General features: G+C 38.8%; 13 protein-coding genes. 2 read left to right on the top strand and 11 right to left on the bottom strand.

Annotated elements, in window-relative coordinates; genetic code table 11:
• The first annotated feature begins 30 nt into the window (after window positions 1-30).
• A complete protein-coding gene (locus tag CPS_RS05320; RefSeq protein ID WP_011042031.1) occupies window positions 31-1,374 on the top strand; it encodes a dicarboxylate/amino acid:cation symporter in 1,344 nt (447 codons plus the stop codon).
• 148 nt (window positions 1,375-1,522) lie between these two features.
• Here the strand turns inward: CPS_RS05320 and sohB are convergent, their stop codons facing one another.
• Together sohB and CPS_RS05310 are read right to left on the bottom strand one after the other, a co-directional pair.
• The gene (sohB, locus tag CPS_RS05315; protein ID WP_011042030.1) at window positions 1,523-2,572 is read right to left on the bottom strand and encodes a protease SohB; all 1,050 of its coding nucleotides are present in this window, start codon (window positions 2,570-2,572) and stop codon (window positions 1,523-1,525) included.
• Between the two features lie 185 nt (window positions 2,573-2,757).
• Complete coding sequence (locus CPS_RS05310; protein WP_011042029.1) at window positions 2,758-5,358, bottom strand: VolA/Pla-1 family phospholipase; 2,601 nt, start codon at window positions 5,356-5,358, stop codon at window positions 2,758-2,760.
• 260 nt (window positions 5,359-5,618) lie between these two features.
• On the opposite strand from CPS_RS05310, the gene CPS_RS05305 reads away from it, so the two are divergent.
• Window positions 5,619-6,356: a YciK family oxidoreductase gene (locus CPS_RS05305; protein WP_011042028.1), complete on the top strand. Its 738-nt coding sequence runs from the start codon at window positions 5,619-5,621 to the stop codon at window positions 6,354-6,356.
• A gap of 137 nt (window positions 6,357-6,493) precedes the next feature.
• On the opposite strand, the gene fadD is transcribed toward CPS_RS05305, so the two are convergent.
• The 9 genes from fadD to murJ all read right to left on the bottom strand — a co-directional run bounded on the left by fadD (window position 6,494) and on the right by murJ (window position 17,946).
• On the bottom strand, window positions 6,494-8,149 hold the full coding sequence (gene fadD, locus CPS_RS05300) for a long-chain-fatty-acid--CoA ligase FadD (RefSeq protein WP_011042026.1): 1,656 nt from the start codon (window positions 8,147-8,149) through the stop codon (window positions 6,494-6,496).
• A gap of 115 nt (window positions 8,150-8,264) precedes the next feature.
• Window positions 8,265-9,191 (bottom strand): alpha/beta fold hydrolase, encoded by a 927-nt coding sequence (locus CPS_RS05295; RefSeq protein WP_011042024.1) that lies wholly within the window; start codon window positions 9,189-9,191, stop codon window positions 8,265-8,267.
• Window positions 9,192-9,235: 44 nt separating this feature from the next.
• The gene (locus CPS_RS05290) at window positions 9,236-9,916 is read right to left on the bottom strand and encodes a M50 family metallopeptidase (protein ID WP_011042023.1); all 681 of its coding nucleotides are present in this window, start codon (window positions 9,914-9,916) and stop codon (window positions 9,236-9,238) included.
• A gap of 38 nt (window positions 9,917-9,954) precedes the next feature.
• Window positions 9,955-10,674, bottom strand: a complete 720-nt coding sequence (tsaB, locus tag CPS_RS05285; RefSeq protein ID WP_011042022.1) for a tRNA (adenosine(37)-N6)-threonylcarbamoyltransferase complex dimerization subunit type 1 TsaB — start codon at window positions 10,672-10,674, stop codon at window positions 9,955-9,957.
• Between the two features lie 168 nt (window positions 10,675-10,842).
• On the bottom strand, window positions 10,843-11,286 hold the full coding sequence (fkpB, locus tag CPS_RS05280; protein WP_011042021.1) for an FKBP-type peptidyl-prolyl cis-trans isomerase: 444 nt from the start codon (window positions 11,284-11,286) through the stop codon (window positions 10,843-10,845).
• An 80-nt stretch (window positions 11,287-11,366) separates the two neighbouring features.
• Window positions 11,367-11,909, bottom strand: a complete 543-nt coding sequence (gene lspA / locus CPS_RS05275; RefSeq protein WP_011042020.1) for a signal peptidase II — start codon at window positions 11,907-11,909, stop codon at window positions 11,367-11,369.
• A 130-nt stretch (window positions 11,910-12,039) separates the two neighbouring features.
• Window positions 12,040-14,901, bottom strand: coding sequence for an isoleucine--tRNA ligase (gene ileS, locus CPS_RS05270; protein WP_011042019.1), 2,862 nt, complete (start codon window positions 14,899-14,901; stop codon window positions 12,040-12,042).
• A 112-nt stretch (window positions 14,902-15,013) separates the two neighbouring features.
• Complete coding sequence (gene ribF / locus CPS_RS05265) at window positions 15,014-15,934, bottom strand: bifunctional riboflavin kinase/FAD synthetase (protein WP_011042018.1); 921 nt, start codon at window positions 15,932-15,934, stop codon at window positions 15,014-15,016.
• Window positions 15,935-16,350: 416 nt separating this feature from the next.
• On the bottom strand, window positions 16,351-17,946 hold the full coding sequence (gene murJ, locus CPS_RS05260) for a murein biosynthesis integral membrane protein MurJ (protein WP_011042017.1): 1,596 nt from the start codon (window positions 17,944-17,946) through the stop codon (window positions 16,351-16,353).
• Window positions 17,947-18,014 lie beyond the last annotated feature (68 nt).

Raw genomic sequence — 18,014 nt, 5'->3', positions numbered from 1 at the left:
AACATAAACCCTATGACAATTGAAAAAACAATGTCCCCACCCTCCAAAAAAAATAGCTTAACCAGCCGCATTGTTATCGGTATGGTTGCAGGTATTTTATTAGGAACTTTCTTGCAGTGGCTTATGCCCAATGGCTCTGACAAAGTTATTAACCTTTATTTATTTGAACTTTCTCTAAAAGGCTTATTTGTAGATGGCATATTAGAAGTGATTGGCCAAGTTTTTATGGCCAGTTTACGTATGTTAGTTGTTCCCTTAGTTTTTGTATCGTTAGTCTGTGGGGTATGCTCCTTAAAAGATACCAGTAAGCTTGGCCGCATAGGTGGCAAAGCGGTAGCCTTATATCTCGCCACTACAGCTATTGCTATAAGCTTTGCTATTTTTGTTGCGCTAATTATTGCTCCGGGCGAAGGCGTTAATATGGTAGCTAACAGTAGCTTTTCAGGTAGAGAAGCTCCTTCTTTAGCACAAGTTATTATCCAAATGTTTCCTACCAATCCTTTCGCATCCTTTGCACAAGGTAATATGCTGCAAGTAATCGTTTTTGCATTACTTTTTGGTATTGCTATCGCTCTTTCAGGTAAAGCTGGTGAACGTGTCGCTTTATTATTTGAAGATTTAAGTGAAGTGATCATGCGTCTGGTCACAATTTTAATGAATATCGCTCCTTATGGTGTATTTGCACTATTGGCAACCTTGTTTACGACTGTGTCATTAACGACTTTTGGTAATTTAATTGAATATTTCTTAGTAGTATTTTTTGTTCTAGTTATTCATGCTTTAGTTACTTACCCTATTATTTTAAAATTATTTACGGGTTTAAATCCGGTAATCTTTTTAAAGAAAATGCGTGACGCTGCTATTTTTGCTTTCTCTACCGCCAGTTCAAATGCCACTATCCCTGTTACTTTAGAAACAGCAACAAAAAAGATGGGTGTAAAAAACTCCATCGCATCATTTACCGTGCCGCTTGGTGCCACCATTAATATGGACGGCACCGCAATCATGCAAGGTGTGGCTACTGTTTTTATCGCGCAAGTTTTTACCCAGGATTTAACCCTAGCCGACTACTTAACCGTTGTGCTTACTGCAACCCTAGCTTCTATAGGCACAGCAGGTGTGCCAGGCGTTGGTTTAATCATGCTAGCCATGGTATTAGAGCAAGTAGGTTTACCTGTTGAAGGCATTGCTCTTATTATTGGTGTCGATAGATTACTGGATATGACACGTACTGCGGTCAATGTTACTGGCGACAGTATGGTGAGTCTTGTGGTTGCTAAAAGTGAAGACCAGTTTGACCATGAAATGTATCTTGACCCACAAGCAGGCCATAACATTGAAGAAATCGACTTTAAGCACCTAAAAGACAATTAATATTTTGTAGAGTGCCTTTTAGGAAGTACTGTAATAGTTAAACAAAAAAGCCTTACTGAGTTAACCCAGTAAGGCTTTTTTATATCACTTGGTTCTTAATTTAATAATTAACTAAATCCGCATCTGATAACTAATGATCAACCAACTACTAACTAGGGAAGATATTATTGCGCTGTATTAGTTTACCTAAAAAGCTTTCAGCTGATAATGAAGCCGCTTTAGAGAATTTTTCAGCCAAACCTTTTTTCACTTCATATTTAATGGCAACGACTTTATGGCTTTTACTTTTACCTTGTAAATAATCATCACTCGTTTGGATACTATCAACTAGGCCAAGTTCTAAGGCTGTTGTACCAAACCAATGCTCGCCCGTTGCAACTTTAACAATATCTAAACTTGGTCTGCGCTCACTAACGAAGTTTTTAAATAGAACGTGAGTTTCTTCTAATTCTTCGATGAATTTTTCTTTACCTTTTTCTGTGTTTTCGCCGAACATAGTTACAGTGCGTTTAAATTCACCAGCAGTAAACTGTTCAAAATCAATGTCATGTTTCTTTAGTAGTTTATTGAAGTTTGGTACTTGGGCAATAACACCAATAGAACCTAAGATAGCAAAAGGTGCAGAGATAATATTATTTGCTACACAAGCCATCATATAACCGCCACTAGCAGCTACTTTATCTACTGATACTGTCAGTGGAATATTGTGCTGACGAATACGATCAAGCTGTGAAGATGCTAAACCATAACCATGTACCATACCGCCACCACTTTCTAAACGAACAAAAACTTCATCTTCAGGTTTCGCCACAGAAAGTATCGCTGACACCTCTTCACGTAAAGAACTAACTTCTTTAGCATCAATACTGCCGTTGAAATCAACCACAAATACATGTGATTTACTAGGTTCTTTATCTTCACCAGCTTTAGCTGATTTTTTATCTGCTTTCGCTTGCTCTTTAGCCAGCTTTTTATCTGCTTTTTCTTTCTCTTTAAATTCATCCTTGCTCAATAATGCATGAATAATATCTTCTTCAGTCTCAGTAAACTGTTCAGATAAGTCGGTGATATCAAGCTCACCTTTTTTGTGCTGCTGTTTCGTCGCTGCACCAGCAATCGCAATAATAATGGCAATAACAGCCAAAACAAAAGTAATGGCTTTCGCTAAAAACAAGCCGTATTCATATAAAAATTCCAAGAGAACTCCTGAGGATTTGATTGTTAAGAATGGATAAAATAATTGCGCCAATTCTACACTATTTTTTTGTCTTGAGAACCATTGATAAAATAGTGTAATAAACAGGTAAAAAAAAGCCCTCTAATGAGGGCTTTTAACTAAGCTTTGATAAGTATTTTACCAGATAAAGCTTTTATCCGTTTTTATTACTCGCCAACAGGAACCAAGTGTTGGTTATCGCTAATCAATATTAGCTTACCACCGGTCTTAGCGAATGCAGCAACCTGAGTTTGCATTTCAATTGTCACTTCCAAATTAGCTTGTGCATCCTCAGCTACACCAGGTGAAACTGCTGGACTAAGAATAGAGCTATGATGGCCTTTTAAGAATCGAACCGCAGCACTTACCGCTGTGGTACCGTTACCTACAGTTTCATCTGCTCCAACTAAGCCTAGCGCTTGAATTAATGGCTCAGTTCCCACTAATGGTAAGTTGGCGTTATAATTTGGAATAACCTGGTCAGATTTGTTCGTCCCACCTGCAGCTTCATCACCAACAATTTCCATTAAATGCACAGGAGTCATTGTTTCTTTCAGACCCGCAGCGTAGTTAATAGGATCTGCCGCATCTATAATAGTTTGCCCGGCAAAATTAAACTCAGCAGCAAAAGCTGGATAAATTGCAGCCACATAACCTTGGTATTCAGCTTCAGTTAAGTCTTCTAGTGCCTTACCTTCAGCAATAGCAGCCGCTTCAACTAAATCGATAAATGTTTGACTTGAAGTTAAGCCAGCCATAACTACTGGAGCAAAAGAAGGTGAGTTCAGTAAAACCCCTGGAATACCGCCACCTGGGAAGGCAAGAGATACACTTGTCATTGCATACGGGTTAACTTCAGATAACTGACCAGTTGCTGGATCAATGATGCCAGAGTTTGCTAACGCCATCACAGGAATACCAGTGATAGCGCCTAATGAATGCCCTAAAAAGCTCACTTTTGTTGCATCAAGTTGCCCAGCTAAATTCACACTATTTAAACTTAAACGCAGTGCTAATAAATCAACTTCACTTTGACGGACATTATCTCTTGCTGTTAAAAGACTAGCTAAGTTCATATAGCTGGTAACATTAGCATTAACATAAGCAGGATCCGAGTCACTGAGAGATGAAGTTGCACTAATTTCATAAACGCCATCAGCATTAAAATCTATTCCTCGAGCACCATGATACGGGTGATCGATTGAAATAGTAGCAATACCTTGACTCGCTAACGTTCCTGAAATGGCAAGAACAGTTTCTTTATAAGAAGTGATGCCATGAGAAAAAATCATTACCGGCCAGCCAGCAGCAGGAACTTGCATTGTTTCTTCTGTAGTAAGCGCTGAACCTTTTTTCATTGCCGCAATAGCATTAATACGGGCAATATCAGGTGTAGTTACAATAACATCGATGGCACTAGCACCTGATTTATATGATTTAACCTGAGGTAGTGGATTATATTTGGTAAGATGGCGCGTTTGATCCAGGTTTACCGCAACAGTATTACCTTCATCATCAATAGGAACGTCGACGGTAAATGTTAGCCCTACTAATTTAGCAGGATTAGCTAATAACTCAGCAGGATCTTTCCCTTGAGCAATAGCTTGCTCAGCAAAAGATTCTTGTGATAACACACCTGAAGCTAATGCTCCACCAACAGTCACAGGGCTATCGCCCATAGCTTCCCAACGGCTAAATAAATCTGGACAGCCTTTAGTTATGTCATCTGCTAGCAGATTACAGCTGCCAGCAGCGCCGTCATAATAGGGTGTTTCTAGGTAATAAGGCGACGATAAAGTCGATTTAGAAACAGCGGCATAACTTGCTACAGTCCCTGCACCAAAATCATTAGGGTCTAAACCAACTAACATTGCTGCATTAGCCCCTGTTGGAGTAATAGCAGATAATATAGGTGTTGTACCTGGAATACCTGATAGCATTAGCGATTTAGTGGCTTGAGAAACATCCCCAATAGACTGTGTAGTCATTGAGAATGAATAAATTATATTATCTTTATTAAGGCCACCGGCAACAGCTACATTTTCAAAGCTGTTGGTTAAGGTTTGTAGTAATAACTGGCTTTCAGTTTTCAGTGGGTTGTCGTTAAGGTCTTGTTTTACCAAGTCATAAGAAATTGAGCCTGCAACCGCCATGCCTTCACTATCTTGAATAGCATCCGTTAAGGCAATCACATAAGCCGTTTTCGCTTTTAAAGGCTTTAACGGTACAATGGCAACATTATTCCCTGATGCTTTAGCAACAAAATCAACACCAAAAGTTAGCTCTGCAACTAATTTACAAGCGGGTCCTCTAGGGATTGCGGCACACTCTGCATCACTTTGGTCTCCGCCCATGATTGCTTCATAAATATGAACAGCACCGGGACTAAAGATACTATCGCCATTTAATGTTCTCCCCTCAGGAAGAGCAACTTCAATAGTAAACGGGTTTACTGTTGACCAACCATCAAGAGCCCCAACAGCTGCTGATGGGTTTAGATAATCAGTAGGAAGTTTTTTTCCGTCTTCATCAACCAAATTTTCAGCGGGTAAATTTAGTGTACCGTCAGTAGTACCTGAAAGTAATAAATCATTTGGAATAGATAAAAGCGGCTCAGCGGCACCGGGATCAAAAACTATACGAGCTAACGACTTAACAGCCGTGCCATTATCTGCGACTTCTTTTTGTACATCTTCGATAGTTTCGCTATCACAGGCACTTAAACCAAGTGCGCTAATAATCGCAAGACTGAGAGCTAGCTTTTTCATATTGAATTCCCCAATGCCGTAATTTTTATTATGTATTTTTTTAAGTTATTTTTATTTCATCGTTCAAATCAAAAATTCAAACTAATGTTTTAATAACTAGTAAGACCAGTTAAAGTTACCCCAAGATGTCGCAAGGTGCTAGTCATTTTTTACTTTTTCGTCGAATATTTTCATGTTAACCAACTTTTCTCTCGTCAATGAAAATGTCAACGCGTAGAATAGGGAAGTAACTTTCTCACTCCTAACGATAAGACCTTAAGATGTTTAATTATTCAACAAAAGATGCCAATTTAAGCAACAAAACCATTCTAGTTACGGGTGCTGGTGCCGGCATTGGCCGCACTGCAGCATTAACCTATGCACAACTTGGTGCTACTGTTATTTTACTTGGTAAAACGGTGAGTAAACTTGAAGCTGTGTATGATGAGATTGTTGCATTAGGGCTTGCTGAACCCGCCATTATCCCCCTTGATTTGAAGGGTGCGACCAAACAAAATTATATTGACATGTCTTCGACAATTTCCAGTCAGTTTGGTCATTTAGATGGGGTATTACTAAATGCTTCTATTTTAGGTGAACTAACACCGTTCACTCAAATGCATGAGCAAGTATTTAATGATGTGATGAAAGTCAATGTAACAGCTCAATGTTTATTAGCTCAAACATTAATACCGACTTTATTGTTAGCACCAAATGCTTCTTTAGTATTTACTTCTTCAGGAGTTGGTAGCCAAGGCAGAGCTTACTGGGGTCAATATAGTATCTCAAAATTTGCCACTGAAGGCATGATGCAAGTAATTGCAGATGAATATGAAGGATCAAATTTACGTACCAACGCGATAAACCCTGGTGCTACAAATACCAACATGCGCTCGTGTGCTTTTCCAGCAGAAGATAAAGACGAACTTGCTACACCAGAAGACATTATGCCTTTATATGTTTATTTAATGTCTGATGATAGTTTAGAAATAAATGGTCAAACGTTAAAGGCTCAATAACCTTTAATGTGATATTTAATCTTTGTGCTAATGCTCATTTTAAAGCTCAAAAAAAAGGCAAGCTATTACAGCTTGCCTTTTTGTTTATTGATTCGAATTTATTACGTAAGTCATATCCGTTTTATTTCTAGGTTGCCTTAGCGTAACTCTCTTCTTAAAATTTTACCTACATTGGTTTTAGGTAATTCTTTTCGAAACTCAACCAGTTTTGGCACTTTGTAATTAGTCAGGTTTTCGCGACAATGTTTGATAAGCGTTTTTTCATCTAAATCATCTGATTTTTTTACCACAAAAATTTTGACAACCTCGCCTGAAACTTCATGGGGTACACCAATGGCCGCAGATTCTAAGACGCCTTCATGCATGGCAAGCACTTCTTCAATTTCATTGGGATAAACATTAAAGCCAGAAACGATTATCATATCTTTTTTACGATCAACGATAGTGAAGAAACCTTTATCATCCATCATGGCAACATCACCTGTAGCAAACCAACCGTCTTTCAATACTTCTTCAGTCGCTTCTACACACTTGTAATAACCTAGCATTACCTGAGGGCCTTTAACCCACATTTCACCTGATTCGCCAATATCAGCTTCACTACCATCTTCACGCATGATTTTAACATCCGTTGAAGCCGCAGGAAGACCTATACTTCCGTCATAAGCGGCAAGATTATAAGGGCTTATCGTCACTAAAGGTGCGCACTCAGTTAAACCATAACCTTCTAACAATCTGGTACCCGTTATTTGCTGCCAACGCTCTGCAACAGGTCGTTGTACAGCCATTCCACCACCAAGTGACATTTTCAACGTGCTGAAGTTTAGTTCACTAAAGCCAGGCGTATTCAATAAGCCGTTAAATAAGGTATTTACACCCGTAATGGCTGTAAATGGGTATTTTGATAATTCTTTTACAAAATTAGGCATATCTCTTGGGTTGGTAATTAATAAATTAGTGCCCCCCATGGTAAAGAACGTTAAACAATTCGCCGTCAAAGCAAAGATATGATAAAGCGGTAACGCTGTTACCACTAGCTCATTGCCCTCTTCTAACAATGGGAAAATAGCAGCTTTAGCTTGCTGTAAGTTTGCCACCATGTTTCGATGCGTTAACATGGCGCCTTTAGATAAACCTGTTGTACCACCGGTATATTGCAAAAATGCGAGATCATCTCCACACAACTCTACCGGCGATAATTTAAGTGCTAAGCCTCGCGATAAAACAGTATTAAAACGTACCGCGTGTGGCAGTTTAAAAGCAGGTACCATTTTTTTAACGTATTTGACCATGCAATTGACAACAGTGCCCTTAACTAGGCCCAATCGATCACCTAAAGATGTCATGATGACATGTTTAACCGCTGTTTTATCAACTACCTTCTCAAGAGTTTGAGCAAAGTTTTCTATAATCAACATTGCTTTAGCATCTGAGTCTTTTAATTGGTGCTCAAGTTCACGGGCTGTATATAAAGGATTTACGTTTACAACAGTAAGCCCTGCTAATAAAGCGCCAAATAATGCTATTGGGTATTGTAAGCAATTAGGCACCATGATGGCGAATTTATCACCTCGCTCTAAACCTAAATCTTGTTGTAAGTATGCTGCAAAGGCGGTTGCTTGAACTGAAAGTTCTGCATAAGAAATAGAAGCGCCCATATTGATGAAAGCTGTTTTGTCACTAAACTGAGTAGAGTATTTTGTGAACATAGCCACAATGGATGGATATTTATCCGCATCTATTTCAAACGGCACATCACTAGGGTAACTTTTTTCTAACCAAATCTTTTCCACAATGGCTTCCTCAATAGGTAATTATGTTGCAACTGACTTAATAATTATTTTATTTGCAGCAACTCTTATTTTAATACCACTGTTTTATCAAATTTTTTAGCAATGCGCCACAAATTTAAACGCTTGTTTTAATTTCACTGAAAAAATGATGAAGAATAGGCAATAACTCTTCCGCTTTTTCCATATGAACGTGATGACCGCCTGACAGCTTGGTAGTTTGTAGGCTATTAACACCTGAAGAGAAGTTTTTCAGCCCCGTGACAACCATTTTCATGCCTTTATCACCATAGATAAGTTGTAAAGGACACTTAATGTCACTAAACAATTGTTGCCCTTGTTTTAGACTTAAGCGATAAGGTGAAACTGACCGTAAACGCGGATCTGAACGCCAACGATATAAAATACTCGCGCTATCAACACCCACTGTATCCATTGACTTAGGTTCAATTTCTATCAATGATCTTTTTACTATTAATTTTGCGTGTTCAACGGTCAAGTCTGAAACATGCAACCGTGCTTTTACAGCCGTTTCTTCAGTAAATGATCGGGTAGTATTAGCTGATTTCATTCGACTTAGCAGACCACGTCGAAGCTGATCCGTCATTTGTTCTTCTGGGGCACAAATAAAACCAAATGAATCGATTAAGGTGAGTGATTTTACTTTTTCAGGAAAAGCTGCGGCAAATGCACTTGCAATCATGGCTCCCATTGAGTGCGCAACAATATCAATTGCTTGCCAATTATTAAGTGAAAATAACGTAACCAAATCACTAACATAATCAAAAAAATGGTAATGAGCACCGACACTTCGATGTTCTGAGTGACCGTGGCCGGGCCAATCTAGCGCAATAATACGCCTATCAGTTAGTAAATCACTTTTCTGCATCATTTGCTGCATTAAAGGTAAGAAGCTTGCGGCATTATCCAAATAACCATGTAAACATAGTACTGGTTCATGGGCTTTATTCCCACAAGCTAATGCGGTAAGCGTTAAGTCATCTAGTTGGTAGCTAAGCTCATAAATTTCGTTGGTATCTGCCATTGGATTGTACCTTTAAGAATGCAACTTTAAGTTAAGCCCTTGATTTAATTATAAGACTTTTTGTTCGTTTTTATTAAGGAGTAGAGCGCAACAACAGCCAGCACGCACCATAACAATACCCAAACTAATTCAGGGACCATTGTCATTGAAGCTAAAGCAGCACCATCACCTAGATCACGACCATCAAATAAATACGTTGGGCTAAACAAACTATTTAATAAAATACTCAAACCAAAGAATTTTAACAATACCTGAAGAGTGTATAATCGGCGCATTTTTATCGTTAGCACAAACATGACAGCTAAGCTTGAGATAATAATTATAGTGAGGAGATCTCTTGCCCAAAAAATAATTGAAACAAGCAGTAAAACGATCATGAAGCCAGAAACAATCTGCGCAGTCCGTTGATGACTATTTGCTAACTTAAAGAGTAACCAGCCCCAAAAGGTGGCTCCAGCATAACCAAAGAAACTAATAATGAAACTTAAACCACCTCGAGTAGTACATAAACCAGCACCATTGGCAAACAATTGAATGCGCATAATTTCGCCACCTGTTAATAGTGCAGCAATGCCATGGCTTATTTCATGAAAGTAACTTTCCAGCCAATTAAGCGGAATAGATACGATAGGAATTTGCCTGATGATAATCGCGGCTACCAGGAGAAAATACAGCTGATATTTTTGCCAAAAACTGGCTGAGCTATTGTGCGAGGTACTTGCCATAATTTGCTTCCAGAATTTGCTACCGTAAGAATTTTATATTATTTACCCGGAAGTTTTTGCCAGGAAACTGTATCGCGAACATATACTGGTTGAGCATGTTCTGCCGAAACGCCCTGCCCTAGCTCTAGTTTTACTTTACCTATTGCTAACATTGCTTCAGCGCTCGGGAAAAGTATATCTGGGCTACCTTCATTAATTTTCAATGCCAACAATTGTTCGCCTGATTTTTCACTTAACTTTTCAGGGTACGCATCCCAACCTGTACCAACCGCATAGAAAGGAGCAACGACAACGTCTGATAGTTGTTGTGCTAAATGCTCAGGCGGGGTAACGGCTTCACCTTTCTGCGCTTGCATAACATTGTTTTCATCAAGTACAAAATAGCCATTATAAACTTCCGACATACGGGCATCTATTGCTGCTAAGACCTGTTTTTGACCATGTTTTATATAAGCTAATTGAGCCATAGCCTGTAAACTTGATACACCAACAACAGGTAGGTTAGCAGAAAACGCTAACCCTTGAGCTACGCCTACACCAATGCGGACACCGGTAAAACTGCCAGGTCCTTGACCAAAAATAAGGCCATCGAGCTCAGCTAACTTTATACCCGCCTCGTGAAGTACTGCATCTATCATCGGCAGTAGATGTAAACTATGCGACTGTGGGCAAAGCTCATAACGAGAAAAGGTTTTACCGTTCACTTGCAACGCAACAGAGCATGCTTCAGTTGAGGCATCAAGAGCCAAATAATTCACTATATTACTTACCTATATAAAGTTGGACAGAGACTTAGCATTAAAGACTCATTAAATTAATATTTGTTCGAATTAAATACTTTTTTCCCGGCGCTAGAAATGAAGCATAGTTTATCTATGTGAATGCATAGCAACAAAGAAAAAGTGAATTTAAGCGAATAAATTAGTTTAAAGGATGTCTACAAGGTCAATTACAAACGTTACTGTTTGACCTGCAAGCGGGTGATTAAAATCAATAGTAACCGAGTCACCATTAATTTCTTTAATCATGCCCGGTAAATCACCACCTGGTTGAGAAAAAGTAATAATATTACCTATTTTTGCTGGCACCTCAGCGGAAAATTTATCAAGACCCATATAATGAATATTGTCTGGGTTTGTCTCACCGAAAGCATCTTTTGCTTCAAGGGTGAACTCTCTTGAATCACCTTTATCCATACCAATCAGCTGAGCTTCGAAAGCCGGTGAGATACTGTTATCGCCCATGATTATTTTTGCTGGTTTATTATTGACTTTAGTACTATCTGCAGCCGAACCATCACTTAATTTCATAGTTATATGAACAAGAATACTTGAGTCACTTTGAATCTGAGCTTGCGTTGAAACGGTCATGATTACTTCTCTACCTTATTTGTTTAATTCTTTTGTATTTTGTTATCACTATTGCTTCAATAATGACTTTCATAACTATTTTATTTCTTGTTTTCTTGACTAGGTTCTTTATTAGCTTCTTTATTATTTCCCTGATTAGAGAAGGATTCAAAAATCATTAGTGCTGCACCAATGAAAATAACTGAGTCGGCAATATTAAAAGCGGCAAAGTGGTAGCCCGCCCAATGAAAATCAAGAAAGTCGATAACGTAACCAAATAAAGCTCTATCGATCAAGTTACCTACGGCGCCGCTTAAAATCAAAGCAAAAGCAATACTTAATAAACGTTGCTGTTTAGGTGTTTTTGCCATCCAAACGAGAAATACAATACTAGCTATACTGGCAATCCCAGTAAAAAACCAGCGTTGCCAACCACCTTGGTCAGCTAAAAAGCTAAAGGCTGCACCAGGGTTATGAACGTACGTGAGGTTGAAAAATGGCAAAACCGACAAAGTTTCACGATAATCAAATGTACCTGCAACCCAATGTTTACTCACCTGATCAATGATTAAGCATAGTAAGGTTAGCCATAACCAACGTAATCCGGTATCACTAAATAATTTTTTCAATGGTGGTAATCTCATATAGCGCAATTAAATAAGCTACTAGCCACTACCTATGAATTGATAGTGGCTAGTAGCCCGATTAGTTACTTAAGTTAGTTAAGTTAGTTAACAAAGTTAAGCAACTTTTAATGCAATCTGACGGTTCGAATTAAGCAAACTGTCTTGTTTCACCTTCACCATCAATATTAGTGATGCAACGACCACATAACGTTGGGTGTTTTTCGCTTTCGCCAATGTCAGTAGTGACATGCCAACAACGCTCACACTTAATACCTTCAGCAGGTGCCACAGTTAACCATAAACCTTCAACCTCAGTTTCAAGGGCATTTTCTGGTGCCGACGTTACTGTTTCAATAGTCGCTTTAGAGGTGATTAAAACAAAACGAAGCTCATCACCCAATTTAGCTAATTTAGCGGCTAGGTCAGCAGTTGCGAACAAAGTAACTTGCGCTTCTAGTGCTTTACCAACAGACTTATCTTTTCTTGCTTGCTCTAACGCGCGGTTAACTTCACCACGAACAGTCAGCAATTCAGTCCAGTACTCATTACCAAGCTCATCTGAAGATTCAGTGCTTTCGTCTTGCTTACTTTCCTGCTTCATAAGGCCATCAAACCAAACACCAGTGAAAACAAACTCATCGCGTTCACCACTAACAGGTAACGGTAAGGCTTCCCAGATTTCTTGTGCAGTAAATGACAAGATTGGTGCCATCCATGCAGTCATGGCTTCAGCAATTAAGTACATAGCTGTTTGACATGAACGACGTGCATTTGAATCGCTCTTAGCTGTGTATTGTCTGTCTTTGATAATATCTAAGTAAAAGCCACCCAATTCATTCGTACAAAAGTTCATTAACTTATGTACAACTACATGAAATTCATATTCATCATACGCGTTGATAATTTCTTCTTGTAAACGAGCTGCTTTATCGATAACCCAGCGATCAAGCGCAACCATATCTTCAACAGCAACCATGTGGTTAGCTGGTTCAAAACCAGTTAAGTTAGATAATAAGAAACGTGACGTATTACGAATACGACGGTAAGCATCGGCTTGACGTTTGAAGATTTCATCACCCGCAGTTATTTCTTGCGTGTAATTTACTGAAGCAGTCCACAGACGTAAAATATCAGCGCCTAAGTTGTTAGTAATTTCTTTTGGCGTAATAACATTACCTAACGACTTAGACATTTTGTGACCTTTAGCGTCAACCACAAAACCGTGAGTAAGTACTTGCTTATATGGCGCTGCACCATTCATCGCTACTGATGAAATCATTGATGACATAAACCAACCACGATGTTGATCAGAGCCTTCAAGATATAAATCTGCAATACCGTCAAATTCGTCACGCGCTTTGATAACTGATTCATGGGTAGTACCTGAATCAAACCATACATCTAACGTATCAGGTACTTTAATGTATTCTTTCGCATCATCGCCAATTAACTCGATCGCCTCTAGATCGAACCAAGCTTGAATACCTGATTTTTCAACAAGAAGAGCAACTTCTTCAATAAGCTCAATGCTACGCGGATGCAATGCACCCGAATCTTGATGAATAAACAATGCCATAGGCACGCCCCACGTGCGTTGACGTGAAATACACCAATCTGGACGACCTTCAACCATAGATTCTATACGGCGTTGACCCCAATCAGGGATCCACTGTGTTTTTTCGATTTCGTTTAATGAATCTTGACGTAAACCTTTTTTGTCCATGCTGATAAACCACTGCGGCGTAGCACGGAAAATTAGTGGTGTTTTATGTCTCCAACAATGCGGGTAAGAATGATCTAACGCATGATGATGTACTAAAGCACCCTTTTCTTTTAACAATTCAACAACACTAGCATTGGCTTTAAATACATGTTGTCCAGCAAGTAATGGCGTATCTTCAAGGTATACGCCGTTAGCGCCAACAGGGTTAGCCACTTCTAAGTCATATAGTTTACCAACAACAAAATCTTCTACACCGTGACCTGGTGCAGTATGTACACAACCGGTACCTGAGTCTGTCGTTACATGTTCACCTAAAACAACAGGAACCGTGAAGTCATAGAACGGATGTTGACATTGTACTAGCTCTAGCTCGCTACCTTTACAGAAACCTAATGCATGGTATTTATCAAAGCCAAAGCGGTCCATACAGGTAGTAACTAAATCAGAAGCAATGATTAAACGTTGCTTTTCACCTGCCTGTTCACATTGAACTAAAGTATATTCAACCTCAGCATTCACTGCTATTGCACGGTTAGCTGGAAGTGTCCAAGGTGTTGTTGTCCAAATCACAGCGCCGATTTCACCTTCGCCTTTATGGCCTTCTGGGTGAGAGAATTTATCTGCTACTGATTCGTCGCTAATAGTAAATTTCACATCAATAGCTGGAGATTGCTTGTCTTTATATTCAACTTCAGCTTCAGCTAAAGACGAACCACAATCAGTACACCAATGCACAGGTTTAAAACCTTGATGTAAGTGACCATTTTCAGCAATTTTACCTAATGAACGGATAATATTGGCTTCTGTACCAAAATCCATGGTTAAGTATGGCTTTTCCCAATCTGCGAAAATACCTAAACGTTTGAAATCTTCACGTTGACCATTAACTTGCTTAGCGGCGTATTCACGACATTTTTGACGAAAGTCGCTAGCGCTAATCTTATGACCAGGTTTGCCTACTTTTTTCTCAACCATTAATTCAATCGGTAAACCGTGACAATCCCAACCGGGTACGAAAGGAGAATTGAAATCAGATAAGTTTTTTGATTTAACAATAATATCTTTTAAGATTTTATTAACGGCATGGCCTAAGTGAATATTACCATTGGCATAAGGAGGGCCATCATGAAGAATAAATGACTTTTTACCTTTCTTGGCTTCACGAATCTTGCCATAAAGATCTTTAGCTGCCCAATATTTGAGCATATTAGGTTCACGGTTAGCCATATTACCTTTCATAGCAAAGGAGGTGGCTGGTAAATTCAGGGTCTGTTTGTAATCACTCATTTAAATCATTATCCGTTTATGTTGGCTGATAACTTAACAAAACGCTATAAATATCAACCAAGTTTATAACTGTTAATTGAATATATTATTTTTAATCATTACAAGTAAAGCATTAAGCTAATACTTGTTTTGCTTGTTCACTGTCTTGACGAATTTGCGCGGTAAGCGCTTCAAGGCTGTCAAACTTAATCACTGGGCGTAGTTTTCTCTTAACGACCACTTCAATGCATTGCCCATAGAGATTTTCATCAAAATCAAAAATATGTACTTCTAATTGTTGCCTAATGCCGTTAACTGTTGGCCTAGCACCAATATTTGCAACCCCTTTAAATTCACCATCATTTGTTTTTACCATCACAGCAAAAACACCACTAAGGGGAGAAACACGCCTTTTAAGTAAGACATTAGCGGTTGGAAAGCCTAACTGTCGACCTCGCTTGTCACCATGGAACACGCGACCAATTATCGAATATTCTCTGCCTAGCATCTGTTTAACTGACACTAAATCATCTTGTTCTAATGCTTGACGAATAGCGGTTGAACTAATGCGGCAATCCGCCATTTTATAACTTGCGGTATCTGAAACATCGAAGCCAAACTTTTCTCCTGCTTGACGTAACATAGAAAAGTTACCGGTTCGATTCTTACCAAAATGGAAATCATCGCCGACGATAAGATGCTTTATTCCTAATTTAGCTACCAACAAATTTTCTATAAAATGTTTAGCGCTTTGATTAGCAAATTTAGCGGTAAAATTGACACAAATAAGTCGCTGCACACCAAGTTTTGCTAATAAATTATATTTATCGCGTAGACGGCATAATCTAGCAGGTGCTGTTTCTGGTGAAAAAAGCTCTTGTGGTTGTGGTTCAAAAACTAACACTGCAGCCACACAATTCAAAGCTTTCGCTTTACTTACCAACGCCTTAATCACTTGCTGATGTCCTAAATGAACACCATCAAAATTACCAATAGTTAACACACAACTATGATCATTTAATTGAATATTATGTATTCCGCGAACTAACTGCATTAGCTATTATTCTGCCTTTTTACTATCACGCTAAATGACTCAGATAAGTCACTGACGAACATCAACTTTGACATTCGCATAAATAGTACCACTCCATATAAAGAAGTAACCACTTAGAATGACATGGACGACATTAAAACAAATAAAATATGTGTAGGTATAGTTATTCTATATCAAACAAATTTTGTGCTGTTATCATGGTGTCCATGCATTCCCGAAGGGTGGTTTTAAAGGCTTACAAGCTTCGTTATTGACCTTGATAAGGAAGTACCATTACCTACGTTCAATGTCTTGCCTGTAAGCCTTTAAAATCTCACTAAGAGGCTACTTTCTTATATGGATTGGTACAAATCGACGAATTATATAACAGCGCGCGCGAATAATCAGTAGCCCGAGCACTTTATTTATGCTTATTTTTATCTTTTTATAACCTTAAAGTCACTAAAACGTACACCTAACAAAATAATCATTACCAAATAGCTAGCAACACCGGCAACAATGCACAGGGTTAGTTGCTCTACTTGTTCTAAAAATTTCATCGTTAGCCAAACATCAAAGCTGCTGGATAATTGATAAACAACCAATGCCATAACCCCAGCACTTAACACTAATTTAGCAATAAAAATGAGTGTTTTAGCCGATAACTGATAAACACCTTGTGCCTTTAAGCCTCGATATAACAGCCAAGCATTTAATGTTGCAGATAATGAGGTTGCTAAGGCAAGCCCTACATACCCGATAAAAGGTGCCAGCATTAAGTTAAATATCATATTGGCAACCATAGCTATAATGCCGATTTTAACTGGTGTTTTGGTATCTTGTCGTGCGTAATAACCGGGAGCAAGTATTTTGATAAACATAAAACTCAACAACCCTGATAAATAGGCAAATAATGCCATGGAAACTTGTAATACAGTTTGTTGGTCAAACTCGCCCCGCATAAATAGCACCATAATAATAGGCTGAGCTAACACCATTAATCCTGCCAACGCTGGCCAGCCAAAAAGACAAATCACTCGGATCCCCCAATCTAAGGTGGCACTAAATTCTTCTGGGCTATTTTTACTGTGTAATTTTGACAAGCTAGGCAGTATCACTGTCGCAATACCAATACCAAAAAGACCCAGCGGGAATTCAAGTAGTCTATCGGCATAATAGAGCCAGCTGATAGATCCTGTAATTAAAAAGCTGGCAATAACGGTATCAAGCAATAAATTAATCTGTGTTACTGACACACCAAATAACGCAGGCACAATCAGTTTTCGAATCTTTGTGACTCCTTCACTGTGCCAAGCCCATTTAGGTTTTACCAACATGCCCGCTTTGTACATAAAAGGAATTTGAAAAAGAAATTGTATAAGACCACCTAAAAACACGCCCCAAGCTAACGCGTGAGCAGGACTTTCGGCATAAGGGGAACCAAAAATGGCCATTCCGATAATAGCAATATTTAGCAGAACAGGCGTAAAAGCAGCAACGGCAAATCGGCCCAAGGTATTAAGCACCGCCCCCGTTAGTGCTGCAAAACTAATAAACCATAGATAAGGGAAAGTGATTGATAATAAGTTACTCGCTAAATCAAACTTCTCGCCTCCTGGCGCGTCATTTAACCAATCGATAAACCAACCAAAGCCAAAAAGCATTACAAACAGAGGTGAGGCTAACATACCGAATAACGTCACTCCGGTGATAATTATGCCTAGCGTACCGGAAGCCTGTGCTATCAGTAATCGTGTTTGCTCATGGGCATTTTGTTTATCGTTTTGCTCTGCTTGTTGTTCATCTTTTACCTGATATTCACTGAGTACAGGTACAAATGCCTGAGCAAATGCTCCTTCAGCAAATAGTCGCCGAAAAAAGTTTGGGATTTTATTGGCAAATAGAAATACATCGGCCATTACCCCTGCGCCCATCACATTGGCAATAACGACATCTCGAATTAATCCTAACACTCGAGAAATCAATGTCATCACACTGACAATCATCCCTGATTTAATTAACTTTTTACTCAAAAAAACATCCTCAAACCCAAGTTAAACATGGCTATTTTATAACTATTCACTCATGTAAAAATAAAAAA

The sequence above is a fragment of the Colwellia psychrerythraea 34H genome (assembly GCF_000012325.1).
GTDB classification, from domain to species: domain Bacteria; phylum Pseudomonadota; class Gammaproteobacteria; order Enterobacterales; family Alteromonadaceae; genus Colwellia; species Colwellia psychrerythraea_A.
The sequence above is the reverse complement of the archived record's forward strand: the minus strand, read 5'-3'. Positions and strand labels throughout refer to the sequence as shown.

Coding starts and splice junctions, on each gene's coding strand:
- CPS_RS05290 (WP_011042023.1), bottom strand. CDS start 9,916: ATGGCAAGTACCTCGCACAATAGCTCAGCCAGTTTTTGGCAAAAATAT.
- lspA (WP_011042020.1), bottom strand. CDS start 11,909: ATGAGATTACCACCATTGAAAAAATTATTTAGTGATACCGGATTACGT.
- CPS_RS05310 (WP_011042029.1), bottom strand. CDS start 5,358: ATGAAAAAGCTAGCTCTCAGTCTTGCGATTATTAGCGCACTTGGTTTA.
- ileS (WP_011042019.1), bottom strand. CDS start 14,901: ATGAGTGATTACAAACAGACCCTGAATTTACCAGCCACCTCCTTTGCT.
- fkpB (WP_011042021.1), bottom strand. CDS start 11,286: ATGACCGTTTCAACGCAAGCTCAGATTCAAAGTGACTCAAGTATTCTT.
- CPS_RS05320 (WP_011042031.1), top strand. CDS start 31: ATGTCCCCACCCTCCAAAAAAAATAGCTTAACCAGCCGCATTGTTATC.
- CPS_RS05295 (WP_011042024.1), bottom strand. CDS start 9,191: ATGGCAGATACCAACGAAATTTATGAGCTTAGCTACCAACTAGATGAC.
- CPS_RS05305 (WP_011042028.1), top strand. CDS start 5,619: ATGTTTAATTATTCAACAAAAGATGCCAATTTAAGCAACAAAACCATT.
- ribF (WP_011042018.1), bottom strand. CDS start 15,934: ATGCAGTTAGTTCGCGGAATACATAATATTCAATTAAATGATCATAGT.